The 16,347-nt window shown below is 45.4% G+C and carries 12 protein-coding genes and 1 tRNA gene; 7 read left to right on the forward strand and 6 right to left on the reverse strand.

Annotation, left to right across the window (positions count from 1 at the left end):
- Positions 1–53: 53 nt before the first annotated feature.
- Positions 54–740, reverse strand: a complete 687-nt coding sequence (locus G6N79_RS07040) for a hypothetical protein (RefSeq protein ID WP_146060643.1) — start codon at positions 738–740, stop codon at positions 54–56.
- A gap of 180 nt (positions 741–920) precedes the next feature.
- Here G6N79_RS07040 and G6N79_RS07045 point away from each other — a divergent pair, with 180 nt between their 5' ends.
- The gene (locus G6N79_RS07045) at positions 921–2,390 is read left to right on the forward strand and encodes a DUF3943 domain-containing protein (RefSeq protein ID WP_234993224.1); all 1,470 of its coding nucleotides are present in this window, start codon (positions 921–923) and stop codon (positions 2,388–2,390) included.
- Positions 2,391–2,860: 470 nt separating this feature from the next.
- On the opposite strand, the gene G6N79_RS07050 is transcribed toward G6N79_RS07045, so the two are convergent.
- Entirely contained in the window at positions 2,861–4,195 is a 1,335-nt protein-coding gene (locus tag G6N79_RS07050; protein ID WP_103906970.1) for a trigger factor, read from the reverse strand.
- Positions 4,196–4,265: 70 nt separating this feature from the next.
- A tRNA-Leu gene (locus G6N79_RS07055) sits at positions 4,266–4,347 on the reverse strand.
- Between the two features lie 385 nt (positions 4,348–4,732).
- On the opposite strand from G6N79_RS07055, the gene G6N79_RS07060 reads away from it, so the two are divergent.
- The 5 genes from G6N79_RS07060 to G6N79_RS07080 all read left to right on the forward strand — a co-directional run bounded on the left by G6N79_RS07060 (position 4,733) and on the right by G6N79_RS07080 (position 9,937).
- Positions 4,733–5,356, forward strand: a complete 624-nt coding sequence (locus G6N79_RS07060) for a hypothetical protein (protein ID WP_103906971.1) — start codon at positions 4,733–4,735, stop codon at positions 5,354–5,356.
- Complete coding sequence (locus tag G6N79_RS07065) at positions 5,353–5,655, forward strand: winged helix-turn-helix domain-containing protein (RefSeq protein ID WP_103906972.1); 303 nt, start codon at positions 5,353–5,355, stop codon at positions 5,653–5,655. Before G6N79_RS07060 ends, G6N79_RS07065 begins: the two co-directional genes overlap by 4 nt.
- A 47-nt stretch (positions 5,656–5,702) precedes the next feature.
- Positions 5,703–6,197, forward strand: coding sequence for a hypothetical protein (locus G6N79_RS07070; protein ID WP_146060644.1), 495 nt, complete (start codon positions 5,703–5,705; stop codon positions 6,195–6,197).
- Positions 6,198–6,199: 2 nt separating this feature from the next.
- Positions 6,200–7,678: a cell envelope integrity protein CreD gene (creD, locus tag G6N79_RS07075; RefSeq protein WP_103906974.1), complete on the forward strand. Its 1,479-nt coding sequence runs from the start codon at positions 6,200–6,202 to the stop codon at positions 7,676–7,678.
- 153 nt (positions 7,679–7,831) lie between these two features.
- Complete coding sequence (locus G6N79_RS07080) at positions 7,832–9,937, forward strand: S9 family peptidase (protein ID WP_103906975.1); 2,106 nt, start codon at positions 7,832–7,834, stop codon at positions 9,935–9,937.
- A 768-nt stretch (positions 9,938–10,705) separates the two neighbouring features.
- Here the strand turns inward: G6N79_RS07080 and G6N79_RS07085 are convergent.
- The 3 genes from G6N79_RS07085 to G6N79_RS07095 form a co-directional block, all read right to left on the reverse strand.
- Positions 10,706–11,653, reverse strand: coding sequence for an MlaD family protein (locus G6N79_RS07085; protein ID WP_103906977.1), 948 nt, complete (start codon positions 11,651–11,653; stop codon positions 10,706–10,708).
- Between the two features lie 56 nt (positions 11,654–11,709).
- Positions 11,710–12,558, reverse strand: coding sequence for an N-acetylmuramoyl-L-alanine amidase family protein (locus G6N79_RS07090; RefSeq protein WP_103906978.1), 849 nt, complete (start codon positions 12,556–12,558; stop codon positions 11,710–11,712).
- Positions 12,559–12,620: 62 nt separating this feature from the next.
- Entirely contained in the window at positions 12,621–13,514 is an 894-nt protein-coding gene (locus G6N79_RS07095; protein WP_234993225.1) for an N-acetylmuramoyl-L-alanine amidase family protein, read from the reverse strand.
- Positions 13,515–13,722: 208 nt separating this feature from the next.
- Between G6N79_RS07095 and G6N79_RS07100 the strand changes: the two genes are divergently transcribed.
- Positions 13,723–16,335 (forward strand): putative LPS assembly protein LptD, encoded by a 2,613-nt coding sequence (locus G6N79_RS07100; RefSeq protein ID WP_234993226.1) that lies wholly within the window; start codon positions 13,723–13,725, stop codon positions 16,333–16,335.
- Positions 16,336–16,347: the final 12 nt, after the last annotated feature.

Below are 16,347 nucleotides of genomic sequence, written 5' to 3' on the forward strand. Positions count from 1 at the left end.
AACGTCAGGAATTACCCAATTCCTGACGTTCTTTTTTTGATTACCCAATCTCTTTAATTGTCTCGAGACCATATTTCATAGATTGGATCTCCTTTGGAGCTCAATCCTTTATGGTGCCAAGCGCCGTCTTTCAATTCTCCATCAAAGGAAAGGTCCGCGCCTACACGGCTGTTGTCCCTGGAGAAGAACACGATGTGTTCGGTATATTTCTTGTCCGCAAATCGGTAGGTACCTCCGCCAGTGCCATAGAATCCACGTTCGGCAGGATTGATAGCGATCCATTGAAAATATCCGGATACCAATAGTTTAATGGTTTTGCGGTCCCCGCGAGGAATCTCACCCATTTTATCGCCCTGCTGCCTTCCGGTAATGCGCCATAAACCATCCAGATCCTGCGCTTTTGGCGGCAATTGCTTGTACGTTAGCTTTGCTGAACTGATGGCATTGCCGTTCAACTTTGCCGAGGTGGATTTTTTCGTGCCTACCTCTGCAGGATTGGCATCGCTGTATTCGATGTCCACCACAATGCCGTCCTCACCCATGCTGAATGGTCCGCCCCAAGTGGAGAGGTACTTGTCGTCTTCGTATTGGATATAGGAACTGTAGCCATCAATAAAGAGCCAGAGATGGTTTATCTTCCCTTCTTTAGCCATATAGGCGCCGGTTAGTTTGGTCGGCTGCTGTCCAAATGCCACAATGCTCATGAGGATCACGGCAAAACTTAAACATAGTCTTTTCATACTGTTTCCGTATTGGTTATTTCTAATATAATTAAAACCAAGTAATTGGGAAACTGTTTTATCGAATGGGAAATCTCATCTCAGGGTTAAAACTCAACTTCGGGTGGGACTATTGGATTATTTTCGTAGGTTTTGATGCAATAAGCATTAATTTTGCGCCTACATTAAAATTAGTTGCGATTGTATAATAAATTCAGATGGCTGTTGGGCCTAATGGTATGCTGCCTTAGTTTTTCGGCAGGCGCCCAGGTGGATACGGTACGGCACTTGCCTACGGATACCCTTGTTTTTCGGAAGGATAGTTTATCCGAACTTCCTGCTTCACCGGCATTTTTGAAGGATACCATAGCGTGGAACCTAAACCCAAAAAGGGAGAAGAAGTTCTGGCGTGCCAGTGCGGAATGGTTTCTAGCACAAGCTTTCCCTGCGTCCTTTAATCGGTTTATCACCAAAGATCCTTATTCTTATATCAGTTTCCAGAATTTTCTGGATCATCAACGTTTCAGTGCTTGGGATTGGGATGACAACCAATTTACGACCAACCAGATTGATCATCCCTTCCACGGGCAGATCTATTTCAATGCCTTCCGGAGCAATGGTTATAACTTTTACCAATCCAGTTTAGCTACCCTTGCGGGAAGTTATATTTGGGAGACAGCAGGGGAGACCCAGCATCCTTCCATCAACGACTTGGTCAATACGACATTCGGAGGTATTGTGATGGGGGAGATGATGCATCGCGTGTCGCGGAATATTCTGGCCCGGAATCGATCGGACCACAATAGAATCGGAAATGAAATCGTAGCAACCATCGTCAATCCCATCAATGGGCTGAACCGGTTGCTGGATGGAAAATGGGGAAAACGGATCGATGATTATTACGGTGCAGATTCGTCCATTATCTCTGCGGAGGTGGATGTCGGTATCCGTAGGTTCGATGCCAAGGAAGGCGATTTCCTCAATGAAGGGAAGAACGCTTTCTATGGACGCTTGCGCTTCCGATATAGCAATGGAGACCACAACTACAAACGGCCTTTCGACCAATTCTCCGTAAATCTGGAGCTGGGGAATGGCGACAGTTCCTTTATCAATGCGGTCAATGTGCATGCCCTGCTGTACGGTGCAAAATTCTTCAAATCGCAGAAAGGCGATCATTACGGAACCCTGAATGCACATTATGACTTCTACAACAACGATGCGTTCTTCTATGGCGCGCAGAGTCTGAATTACAATTGGCTCTCGGAATTTAAGTACAAGAAAGGCTCTCGGCTGAACCTGAGTGTCGGTGCCGGAGCTGTTATCCTGGCAGCTGTACCGGATCCGTATCTCTTGTATGGTGCGAGTAGGAACTATAACTATGGTCCAGGGGCATCCTACCGCTTTAGGGGCGAACTGATGCTCTTTAACCGATTTATGATCAATGCAGATTACAATGGTGGCGTGTTCTTTACCATCTCCGGTACGGATTCGTATTATATCCTCCATGGACTAAATGTCGAGGGAAGCCTCCGTGTCTGGAAACGATGGTCCATCAACCTGAGCTCGGGGTATTTCAACCTGCAGGGACACTTCAAGGATCATCAATACCCAGATTTTAACCGGGAATATCCCTATGGAAGATTGTCAGTGGGGTATAATATCTTTTTTTAGATGTGAGATTTTAGATGTGAGTATTGAGATTTGAGATTTGAGATATGAAGGCGGCTATGGGTCGCCTTTTTTTTGCCGTTTTTTTGCCCTAGATGAGCCCCATCACGCTGGCGCAAGAGTTGTGCGGATTGGCTTGTGAGGTGGCTCTCTTGTTCCTCAGGCATGTTTAGGCATTTTCCCACCATGCAACCCCAGAGGGGTTGAACTATTTTAGCAAGCCATGGCTTTCCGCATGGAACCCCAGAGGGGTGTAACTATTTTAGGAACACCCCTTCGGGGTTGGCATGCGTGCAATTACATCCAACAAAACCAACCCATTAAAAGCCTAAAACAATGCTAGCGCAAGAGTTGTCCTCAAAACATTCGCCAGCACCCTACCACCCATCTTAATCCCTGCCCATAAAAAACAAAAAAGGTTAGCAGAAGAGCTAACCTTTTATTTTATAATTATTTACTAATTCTTATGGTGCTTATTTGTCAAGCTTTTCGAATTTATCGAAGTCAATTTTCTTAGACTTGATTTTCACAGTCTCTTTCAATTGATCGAATACTTTCAATGCTTTCACCTCTTCGAACAAACGGTTTGCTTGCTCTCTGTCAGATAATAATTGCATAGCGAATTGTTGCAATTGCTCATCTGTAGGTTCGTCATTGATGTTGTACATTTTGATTTGTGCGTAGATACGTTCTTTCGCCAATTCAACAACCTCATCGTACTTCACCTCTAGGTTATTTGCCGTAACGATACGGTTTTCAATGATCGTCCATTTCAAGTTGTTCAAGAAATCTTCGAATCCTTCTTCGATTTCTGTCTCCGCTAGGTTCGGGTTGGTTGCTTTCAACCATTTTTTCAAGAACTCCTCAGGGAATTTAGCGTCAACTTTCTCCATACCGTATGTGTATAGGTCGTTGCGTAATTTCTGTGCAGCGTTTTGTTTGAACAAGTTTTCAACTTCTTCTTTTACTTTTTCGTTGAATTCTTCTTCTTTAGTAACCTCACCAGCAGGGAATAATTTGTCGAAGAACTCTTGGTTCAAATCAGACTCTTCCAAACGGTTGATGTTTTTAACCGTCAATTCGAATTTGGTAACATCCAAGTTTTCAGCTTCATCTTCGGTAACACCCAAGATACGTGCTAAATCAGCCACTTTGAATGCTTTCTTCACGTCGATTTTCGCCGTGTCGTCTTTTTTCAAGCCTACCAAAGCTTTCTTTACTTTAGCATCCTCGATGATATCTGTACGTACGGAAGTAGTCTTCTCGATACCGTCCTCTTTATCTTGTTTCAATGTTGCGTACAACACGTCACCTTCCTCAGAAACTTCTGGGTTGGTCATCTTACCGTAGCTGCGACGTAGGTTTTTGATACGCTCAGCAAGAGTAGCATCGTCAGCCTTGATATCGTACTCTGTAAACTCTGTTTCAGCAGAGAATGGAGTTTCGAATTGTGGAGCAAGACCGATTTCGTAGTTGAAGTTAAAAGTATCATTGAAATCCCAGTTGTACTGACCGTCTTTATCTTCTTCCAATGGAAGCGGCTGGCCCAATACTTCTAGTTTTTGTTCGCCGATATATTCAGCAATTTTATCATTGATAATTTTGTTGATTTCATCAAATAAGATTGCTTTACCGTACATGCGCTTGATGTGGCCAGTAGGTACCATTCCTTTACGGAATCCAGGAAGGTTTGCTTTTTTAGCCTGGTCTTTAATTGCTTTATCAACCTGAGGGTTATAATCTGCAGGTGCTATTTCCACTTGGATTTTAGCGTTGATGTCATCAATGTTCTGGTGTGAAATATTCATACTCTTGTTTTAGCTATACGCAATTAATAAAAAAAATCCTCCTGATATTTATTTTCAGGAGGACTTCAAGTGCGGAAGAAGGGACTCGAACCCCCACGCCTTGCGGCGCCAGATCCTAAGTCTGGTGCGGCTACCAATTACGCCACTTCCGCGATTAGGATATTTATTGAGCCACAAAGATAGAAACCAAACCCATACATGTCAAGCATTTTCTGCTATTTTTTTCTGATTTTTATGTAACTGTTTGGATGTTAACCCGCTAAATTTTCAGAAATTTTTGCCGCAGTTTCGCAAAAGGACTTTTCATAGCCTTTCAACAGCCGTCAAAGGGATGTGCTACGTCAAAAATCAGCCAGTACAGCATATTTTAATAGGTGGAATTTATATCAAACGCGAGGAAAATTATCGGAAAATGTAAACCAATCCTTTCATTTATGGTAGTTGGGCGGTCTGCACTTCCTTTTTTTTGGAAGAAAAATGAAAATAAATTTGGAGGGATGTATTTTTCTCCTTTACTTTGAAACGCAAAGTACTTTTATGGATCAGAAAGATATTTTAAAAGAGATAGGTCAGATTCGCTCCATGATGGAGAAATCATCCAAGTTTATGTCCATCAGTGGGCTGTCGGGCGTATTGATAGGTTGCTTGGCCTTAGTGGGGGCGACGGCGGCATATTTTGTGGTGTACGGAACGGATAGCGCATTTGGCTACCGCGATTATTATGTACTCGATACCCAGGTTATTTGGAAACTGATCATCATTGCTCTGTTGGTATTGGCGATCTCTGTAACGGTTGGAATCAGTATGGCCAAGGCCAAGGCCAAGAAAGCTGGGCAGACCATTTGGAACCCGACCAGTAAAGCCTTGGCAAAGGCAATGGCCATTCCTTTGGTAACGGGTGGTTTGTTTGCTATGCTATTGGTCAGTAAAGGCGAATATGGGCTGATTGCGTCGACCCTGTTGATCTTTTACGGTTTAGCCTTGGCAGCAGCCAGTGTCTTTACCTTTCGCGAAGTTCGCGTGCTTGGGGTTTTGGAAATTGCGCTAGGGTTGCTAGCTTTGGCCTTCCCTGGATATGGTGTGGTGTTTTGGGCGTTGGGATTCGGCGTATTGCATATCGTCTACGGGTTAATTGTCCATAAAAAGTACGAGAAAAGGTGAGTTTAGATTTAACATTATATGACAAGGTATTCGAAAATAGGATCAGGTTGCAGATCATGAGTATCCTGATGGCGAATGAGTCCTATGACTTCAATTCCCTGAAGGAATTGTTGGAAGTGACCGATGGGAACTTGGCTTCAAACCTGAAGAACCTCGAGAAAGAGGGGTATATTCTGGTGACCAAAACCTTCATCGATCGTAAGCCGAATACCCGGTACAGCAAGACGGACAAAGGCCAAAAAGCATTTGAAAACCACTTGGTTGCCCTGGAAAATTTAATAAAACAGCAGTATAAATAATTTTTTTTACACATACACTTTGAAAGTCAAAGTACTTTAAGATAATTATGAGAGGATTACGTTTAAAATTCATGCTGTTCGTCTATAATTGGTCGACCCAAGTATATTCCGAACTTTTTAAAGGCCATGTCAAAGCCTGGGGGATTTCCAAAGAGGAGTTTCTGACCTATCCCGAAGGTAGCATTGGCGCTGCACTTGGCGCGTTTTACCAGGAAAAGGGCTTTGATGTCATGCCCAAGCTGGAAAATCATGATGTCTTCCATATCCTGACGGAAACCGGAACGGCGATTCATGATGAAATTGCCATGCAATATCTCCTGTTTGGAAATGGAAAGATCAGTTTATATCTATTGGGCATGCTGCTGATCGGTACGCTACTCTTTCCGGAGCATGGCCGGTATTATTTGAATTCCTTTCGCAAGGGCAAGCGTATGCAACGCTTTTACGATATCGCTTTCAAGGACTATCTCCTCGAATCCCGTCAGGCATTTCAACTCTCACTCTATAACAAAACGATACACACAACTTACAACACGATTTAAAAATGGAAAATAATCAACTTAATGAAGGTTTAGAGAACAGTTCTCCAAAATCCTTGTACGACAAAATTACCGGCTCCATGCTGTTGAAGATCTTCGTAATCTTCTTCCTGACGATCATTCTATTGATTCCAATGGCTTTGATCGGTGATCTCATCAGCGAGCGCAAGCAACGGGAAACGCAAGTTTCTACCGAAATTGCCAGAAAATGGGGATTGGAACAGGTGGTGAGTACTCCCGTGATCGCTGTTCCCTATGACGCGGTACACGAAACTATAAAACCGACAACGGATGGCAAGCAAACCACCGAAAGGATAGTGGTGAAGGAATGGGCATTCCTATTGCCGGAGAACAGCGCCATCACTGCGGAGGTTCAACCCGAACCTTTGAAGCGCGGCATTTTCCAAGCGATAGTGTACAATGCGAAAGTAACCGTTAAGGGTAATTTCAAGCCTTTTGATTTGACCAAATTGGATGTTCCAGCTACAGACCTGAAGTGGAACGAAGCGAAAATGGTCTTTGGAATTCAGGATACCAAGGGGCTATCTGCAAATCCAAATGTGCAATGGAATGGACAGGGATTTCCAATGGATAAATATTTCCAGGAGTTGGATCTATTCACCAATAATTTGACAACAAACCTGAACCTGACCGGCAATGAAGATTTGAATAAGCCTTTCCAGATTACCATGGACTTGAAGGGATCGAAATCCTTGAACTTCCTTCCATTGGCGAAGCAGACCACGATCCATGCTTCTGGAAACTGGGCGAACCCAAGCTTCAACGGCAACTTTCTACCGGAGGATCGGGAAGTGAATGAAACCTTCCGCGCCAACTGGTCGATTCCGGATTTCAACCGTAAGCTTGCTCAGCAATGGACCGGGGAACCAGTTGCCCTGTATAATTTCTTGGGGGTGGACCTTGCTAGTGAGGATGTCCAAATGACGGACTTCCCTGAACCTAAAGTTGTAGGATCCGCTGAATCCAGCGACAAATTGACCTCAAACGATTACGATATGGTGCAGATCAATTTCCTGCCAAATGTCAATAATTACCAAAAGGCAACGCGTGTGACCAAGTATGGTGCGTTGGTCATTGCATTGACCTTTATTTCCCTGATTTTTATGGAGATCATCAAGAAACAGCGCGTGCATCTTATCCAATATGTACTCATCGGTTTTGCCATGGTGCTCTTCTATGCGCTATTGTTAGCTATATCGGAACATATCGGCTTCAACCTGGCCTATCTGCTTGCCGCTGTAGCAACCATCCTGTTGATCGCCACCTTTGTCCGTGCGATTACCAAGGACGGAAAATCAGCATGGATCTTCGGTGCTATCTTAGCCCTGTTCTACACCTTTATCTTTGTGTTGCTCCAACTTCGCGACTACTCATTGATCGTTGGAACAGTAGGTTTATTCATCATCCTTGCCGTATTGATGCGTCTGTCGACAAAAATCAATTGGTATCAATTCGAGAAATAATGATCAAGTTAACCAGCGCATCACTACGGATGTACCTCACCAGTATCTGGCTGCTATTTTGGAAAACCAGTCGAGGAATTTAGGCTATGATTTCGCTTTGCCTGTCAACTTTAGTAAATTGGCAGGCAAAACGATTGTTAAAACTAAAATTATATGCACAAGATTTCATGGATTGGCGCATTCTTATTGATCAATAATATGGTTATTGCACAGGTAGGAAAGGAAGTCCCACAGAAAGTGGAACGTAAAACAGTGGATACACGCAGCAGGCACTCCGCAGCCGTGGAACCCTTAAGCCCGCAAAAATTATGGGAATTGGGCCGAGTCAGTGGGGAGGGATTATCCGCAGATGGTACCCAACTCATTTATGGCGTTTCCAATTATCAGTTTGATGATAACAAATCCGAAAAGAACCTCTATGTAATTCCTGTCAAGGGAGGTACACCGGTTCAGTTTACGACGGAGGCTGGTTCGGAATCGGTTCTGAAGGTCGATGGCGATCAGGTTCTCTATATGTTCAAGGGACAGCTATGGAAGAAAAGCCTAAAAGATGGCAATGCCACACAGGTGACCAATTATGAAGGTGGCCTGGAAAATGTGAAGATATCTCCGGATGGAAAGCATATCCTCTTCAGTAAGCAGGTGCTGTTGAAGCCCTATTACAGTCAGGATAAATACAAGGACCTGACAAAATCCAATGTCTATATCTATGATAATCTGGATTACCGCCATTGGGATACCTGGAATGATGGTAAATTCAACCATCCATTCGTGGCTACCTATGCCGATGGACAGATTGGAGAGGCTAAGGATATCTTGGGCGAAGAACCTTATTATTCGCCGACCATGCCTTTCGGCGGTGCGGAAGATTTTACATGGTCGCCCGATGGGAAGGCTGTGTTCTATGTCTGCAAGAAGAAATTTGGGAAGGACTATGCCCTCAGTACCAATACGGATATTTACCGATATGACCTGAGCTCCGGCGAAACGACCAATGTCACCGAGGGTATGATGGGATATGATAACAGTCCTGCATTCAGTCCCAATGGCAAGCTATTTACGTGGTTGAGCATGAAAACCGACGGTTATGAGGCTGATAAAAATGATGTGATCTTGCTGGATCCCCAAACGAATACCAAGCTGAACCTGACCGCACATTGGGACGGAACGGTGAACGCATTTACCTGGAGCAAGGATAACAAGAAAATTTATTTTGTTGCGCCAAGTGAAGGTACGGTGCAACTTTTTGAAATCCTGGTTCCCACCAACCTGAAGAACCGTGCCTTGCCGATCATTAACCAGATATCGTCAGGCGATTTCGATATTACGGGAATTGTTGGTGAAACGAAGGACGGCCTGGTCGTTACTTCCACAAAGATGACACGTGCAGCCGAGGTGTTTCTGTATTCCTTCAAGGATAAAAACCTAAAGGCCATCACAACGGTGAACGATCAACTGTACAGTACGGTCGCAGCGACAAAAGTAGAATCTAGGGTAACAAAGGCAACGGATGGCTTGGATCTATTCTCTTGGGTGATCTATCCACCGGATTTCGATCCTGCGAACAAATATCCGACCCTATTGTTCTGTCAGGGAGGACCGCAATCTGCCACAACGCAGTCGTATTCTTTCCGATGGAACTTCCAGTTATTGGCATCTCAGGGATATATTGTTATTGCGCCGAACCGTCGCGGAATGCCGGGTTGGGGCGTGAAATGGAACGAGCAGATCTCCAAGGACTGGGGCGGACAATCCATCCGCGATTACCTATCGGCAATTGATGATCTATCCAAGGAACCTTATGTCGATAAAGACCGCATTGCAGCCGTTGGTGCGAGCTACGGTGGTTACTCGGTGTTCCAATTGGCAGGTGTGCATGAAGGCCGCTTTAAGTCTTTTATTTCGCACTGTGGTCTGTTTGATATGAAGTCGTGGTACGGTACAACAGAAGAGCTGTTCTTTGCCAACCATGACCTTGGCGGACCGTACTGGGATAAAGCCAATGCAAAGACCTATACGGAATTCAATCCGAGCACTATGGTGGAGAAATGGAACACGCCAATTTTGATCTTCCAAGGAGGCAAGGACTACCGTGTGCCGATCGGGCAGGGGCTGGAAGCTTTCCAAGCAGCGCAGTTGCGTGGCGTAAAGAGCCGATTGGTTTACCTTCCGGATGAAAACCACTGGGTGCTATCGGGCCATAATGCCCAAGTATGGCAACGTGAATTCTTTGGTTGGTTGTCCGAAACCTTGAAATAGAAAAAGAAAGAATAGTATAAATGTAAAGCGGCCATGCAATGGCCGCTTTTTTTGTGAAGTAGGGGGGGAGAGTGGTGGAGGGTTTTGTAATGATGAGTGCTGGCGCATGCCAACCCCGGAGGGGTGTTCCTAAAATAGTTACACCCCGCTGGGGTTTCATACGGACAGCCATGGTTTGCTAAAATAGTTCAACCCCTCTGGGGTTGCGTGGAGGAAAAATGCCCAAATATGCCATGGGCACAAGAGACCCCACTCACTGGCCTTCCGCACAACTCTTGCGCCAGCATTATTTTTGGCTTTAAAAGGGTCGGTTTTGTGGGAGGGAAAGGGCGCGCTTTGCGCGCCCTTTCCCTCCCACAAAACCGACCTAATCGTGCCGTAACGCATGCTGGCGCTAGTCTTTTGTGGTGGGCTGTGGGGTGGCGGACTTGTGCCTAAAAACATGCCGTAGGCACAAGAAAATAGCTTCGAAAACTGCCCATGACTTGCGCCAGCGAGGGTGCTAGAATTCCATCCAAGGCACAAGAGATCCGCCACACTGGCCTTCCGCACAACTCTTGCGCCAGCGAGGGGGTTCCATCCAAGGCACAAGAGAACACACACTTGCCTTCCGCACAACTCTTGCGCCAGCGAGGGGGTTCCATCCAAGGCACAAGAGATCCACACACTAGCCTTTCGCACAACTCTTGCGCCAGCAATGTTTTCAGCATAAAAAAGGCGACCAATGGCCGCCTTAATATCTCAAATCTCACATCTCACATCTCACATCTACTTCGTGTCTTTCTTCCCGAAAATAGAGATCTTCAAGTATTTTCCTGGATTTTCTTTCAGGTCTTTCACGAGTTGGTCCAGACTTTCCGATGCGTTGGTCAGGTTGTTGTACAGCTTTTCATCGTGGATAAGCTGGCTAAGTGATCCTTCGCCTTTATTGATTTTATCCGTAATGGCTGCCACATCCTGCATCGCTTTGTTGGCGTTGTCCACCGTCGCTTTGATTTCCGTTTTGGAAAGGTCGCTCGAAAGGTTATCCAAGTTCGCGAGGATATTGTTGATCTTGTCGTTGTTGTTCTTGAAGTTCATAGTAATGGACTCCATATTGGACAAGATGTTGCTCAGGCGGTTCTTTTCTGCACCCATCAGGCCATCCACATCGCCGGTGATTTTTTCCAGATTTTTCAGGGATACCGAAATACTATGGATACTGCTTTTGAAGTCACGTTGGAAATTCTCATCCAATACCGAGTTCACGCCCGACAGGACGGAATCCAATTTTACGACCAGGTTCTCGATTTTCTTCTGCAAAGGTTCCACCTTTTCCATCAGATTGGCCTGCACATCCGAAAGAAGTGGGTCGCCATTGCGGGCCATGGTGGTACTGTTGCCCAGTTCAAAGACAATGGCCTTACTGCCCAGGAGATCCGCACTCACAATCCGTGCGACCGTATTGGAGGGGATATCGTAATCGTCATTAATCTTAAATTCAGTCTTGATCTTACCGTTCGGTTGGAGGGTAAGTTTCGAAACCCGACCGATCTGGAAACCGCTCACAAGCACTGGCTTGGAAACTGCTAATCCATCCACATTGTCGTATTCCGTATAAAAAGTGTTCTCGTTACTGAACACATTGTTGCCTTTCAGGAAACTATAACCAATAAACAAGATGGCAATTGCAATACTGGTTAATGCCCCTACTTTCGTTTCATTCGATATTTTCAAAATAACCGCTTTTAAGATTTGATACCTCTATTCTAACCGCCAATTTAAGAAAAAGTTTATTTTTCCACGCTTTTTCTGTAGGTATTTATCGCATCAAACAAGTTATTTACAATAGCTTCCTGTCCTGCTGCCGACATCATATACCGTTCTTCATCCGGATTGGAGATAAAACCGATTTCCGTCAGTACGGCAGGCATCCCTGCGGTGGCAAGGACGGCGAGGGACTGTTCCTTCACCCCGCGGTCGGTCCGACCGGAAGCTTTGAACTGGTCCTGCATATACGAAGCCAAGCGGATGCTCTGTTCACGGAATCTTCGCTTCATCAGCGAAAAGATAATATAGGTTGAGGGGTCTTTAGGGTCAAAACCACCATAGTTCTCTTTATAGTTATCCTCCATCAGGATGGATGCGTTCTCACGGATAGCCACATCCTGGTCACCAGTTCTGCTGAAACCCAGAACAAGGGTCTCCGTACCTTTGGCGCTCGTGTTTAAGGTACGTCGGGTGACGTAACGGCCATTCCTGGCTTTTACCCGCCGCGAGGTTACACCACCGGAGTTGCAGTGGATCGAAATGAATAAATCCGCATGGTGTTTGTTGGCTAGGGCAGGGCGTTCATACAATTTCGGGTACACATCGGTCGTGCGGGTGTACACCACTTTGATCCCTGGGAATTCCCGCTGTATTTTTTTACCCAGCTTGAGGCTTACCTGCAGGGCAATATCCTTTTCCTTGGATTGGCGCCCGACTGCCCCGGAGTCATGCCCGCCGTGGCCGGCGTCAATTACAATCGTCCTTAGTTTACGTTGGCTGCCTTGTTCGTCGTTTTGCGGGTCGGCAGGTTTAAAACTTGCCAATAAAACTACCGATACGCAGGTCAATAGGCAACCTACTTTTCTCCACATGTTTTGTTTTTGCTTGATAATACTATCCAATTTCACGTATCCTCTTTTTGTTATCTATTTTTTTATTGCATGCCCGAGCTGGTGCGGTAATGTTTGATCGCATCCACAATGTTCGCTACGATTTCTTCCTGCCCTTTGTTGGAAGCCATAAATTCTTCTTCCTGTGGGTTGGAGATAAATCCGATCTCCGTCAATACGGCTGGCATGGCTGCAGAGGCCAATACCGCTAGGGATAATTCCTGAACACCACGGTTCGGACGCCCTTTCTTCACGTATTCATTCTGGATATAAGTGGCAAAACGGATGCTCTTATCACGATAGGTGCGCTTCATCAGCGAGAAGATGATATAGGTTGATGGATCTTTCGGATCGAAACCACCATAGTTCTCTTGGTAGTTGTCCTCCATCAAGATATCGGCATTCTCGCGAACGGCAACATCCGATTCACCACGCTGTAATCTGTTGAAACCACAGACAAATGTCTCTGTGCCGCTTACCTCTGGTCGCTTGATCACTTGGGTGACGTAACGTCCGTTCTTTCCCTTCACCCGACGGTCCGAATTGGCCGAGTTGCAGTGGATGGAAATAAAAAGATCCGCATGGTTTTTATTGGCCAAGGCCGTACGCTGGTGAAAAGGAACATCAATGTCCGAGTCCCGTGTCAACATCGCTTTCACACCGGGCATTTCTTTTTCAATAGCCTCTTTTAATTTTTTTCCCACTTGCAAGACAATATCCTTTTCATACGTGAATTCACCCTTCGCTCCAGGTAAATTCCCGCCATGTCCTGGATCGATAACGATCAGTTTCATGGCTTTATTGCTCTTTCCTTCCTCTTGTTCCTGATTTTCTGGGGTGTTTAAATTGGAAGATTGCACAAACGTACTTAGGAATAATAGGGGAATAAGCATGCCTAGGGCCGTTGCAGTAATCTTAAAAGTTTTATTGAATTTCATAGTTATTGCCGTTTTTTCAATTCCTGTCTACAACTTTTCAAAAGTTAACTGTTAAATATCGTGAACTTTTTAAAAACCTAATCTATGTTATCGATTTTTGACTATTTTTGCCAACAAGAGTTTAAAATTAGCACAAAAATAACATTCATATTTCATTTTGAAGGCTTTAAGTTGTTTTTTCCTTTCAGTTCTGCTTTTCATAGTTGGGATGTCCCTTGGACATGCCCAAGTAATTCCGCCTTCAACACGGGAAAATGTTACAATTGATACCGTTGTGCGCGATACCGTTCCAACGGACACCAGCAAGAATAACTTCCGGGAAAGAACAGGACGCGATACAGTCCACATGAAAGATGAAGGTGGTCTGGAAACCGTGGTGACCATCACAGCGAACGACTCCTCTTGGAATGAAGTCAGCAAGAATGTGCTGCATTTGTTCAAAGGGGCAAAAGTAAAATATCAAGGATTCGAATTGGCGGCAGACTATATCCGTTTGGATCGGAATACCAATGTCCTTTTCGCATCTGGGGTAATTGACCACAACGATAAATATGTTGGGCGGCCGGTTGTCATTATGCCGGGTGAATCACCCATTGCGGTCGACTCCCTGCTGTATAACTATAAAACGCAAGTGCCGAAGACTTTCGGCGTGATGACGGAAGTCGATGGCGGTTACATCCAAGCGCGGGAAGTACGTAAGAACATTTACGATGAAATGTCCCTCTATCAAGGTTTGTACAGTACCTGTAACCTGCCTTATCCGCACACCCACTTCGGTATCCAGATTACCAAGGGGGTAATCACCCAGAAACAGATCATTGCAGGATATTCCTATCTGGTGGTGCAAAATATACCCATCAAATTCTTGGGCTTGCCTTTCGGTTTCTTCCCGAAACAGGATAAGAAGAGCTCCGGTTTCCTATTTCCATCTTTCGGTGAGGATGCTACCCGTGGTTTCGCCATGCGCGACCTGGGTTGGTACCTGACCTTCAATGACTATTGGGATTCCGAAATCCGCGGTACCCTGTATTCCAAGGGAACTTGGGAGGCCAATGTCCGGACCCAGTATTTGGTGAACTATAAATTCAACGGTAATTTTACCCTGCAATACGGATCGTATGTACAGGGTGTTGAGGGAACCGACAACTACGGTCGTGACAAGAACTTCCGGGTTACCTGGAACCACACCCAACGGCAGGAAGCTAACCCTGGGACGTCTTTCTCGGCATCGGTGAACTTCGGTTCGCGGAACGTCTACCGGAACTCCGCGACAACGGGCGCGTTCAATCCAGGACAAGCCGTGAACAACAGCATGCGTTCATCCGTAGCATATGGTAAAGTATTCGCCGATGGAAAGGTGAACCTTACGACGAATATGTCGCACGAACAGGATCTTACTACAGGAAAGTTATCCATGACTCTGCCAACCATCAGCTTGAACGTAGCAACCTTCAATCCGTTCGATTCGAAAGACCGTATCGGTGAGCAGAAATGGTACCAACGTATCACCGTCGGGTACAGCATGGCTGCGGAGAATCGGATCGTTACCACAGATTCCCTGTTGTTCAGAAAGGAATCCCTGCAAAATTTTACCAACGGTATGCAGCACAACATTCCTATAGCTTTGAGCATGAACGTTATGAAGTATTTCCAGTTCAACACCGCATTCAACTACACCGAACGCTGGTATCTGCAATCTGTACGCGACCGCCTGCAGAATGAAATCTATGGATTTACAAATGTGCGTGATACGTTACAGGGTTTTAAAAGAGCTTACGACTATACCGTTTCCAGTGGTCTATCCACTAAGATATACGGTAGCTATCCAAAGATCGGTAAGATCAATGCGATGCGCCATACCATTACCCCATCCATCAACGTCAATTACCGCCCGGATTTCTCTACAGATCGCTATGGTTACTACCGCGATTTTACGGATGCAACAGGCCGGTACAAACGCTATTCTATTTTTGAAAATTCATTATACGGATCGCCGGGAGAAGGAAAATCCTTCGGTATCGGTTTCTCCATCGATAACAACTTGGAAGCGAAGATCCGCGATGATAAAGACACCACCGGAAAAGGGGAGAAAAAGATCCCAATTATCCAGGGGCTGACCTTTAGTGGTAACTATAACGTAGCAGCCGATTCCCTGAAATTATCACCGATCAGTTTCTCCGGACGGACCTCCCTATTCGATAAGAAAGTCAATGTCAACTTCAATGGAGCTTTTGATGCCTATAGTTACGACCGGTACACAGGGAATCGGATCGATCGTTTCGCGATCAAGGATGGTACTTTGGCCCGTTTGACGAATTTCGGTCTATCCTTTGATTATAGCTTCAATCCGAAGGCCAACCAGAACAGGAGCGATAACATCGACTCCCTGCGAAGTCAGATGCCTAATCTGACCCCCGAACAGGCACAGGCCTTGGCGCGCATCAGTACAGACCCCAATGCATTCGTGGACTTTAATATTCCATGGAACTTGGCGGGATCCTTCAGTATGAACTATGTAAACGCTTGGAGCTCCGAGAAAGAACGTATGGTGTCCACAATTACCAGTACGGTCAATCTGCATGGCGATTTTAACGTGACTCCGAAATGGAAGGTACAGTTCAATACGGGATATGATTTTGTCCGTAACGAAGCCTCCATGACGCAGATCAGTATCTATAGGGACCTACACTGTTGGGATATGTCCGTAGGTTGGGTGCCGTTTGGTCAATTCAAGAGTTACAACATTACCATTCGGGCCAAGGCTTCGATCTTGCAGGACCTGAAATTAACCAAGAGACAGAGCCATTACTCATACTATTAATCGCTCGAACTA

This window comes from Sphingobacterium lactis (assembly GCF_011046555.1).
Lineage (GTDB): Bacteria > Bacteroidota > Bacteroidia > Sphingobacteriales > Sphingobacteriaceae > Sphingobacterium > Sphingobacterium lactis.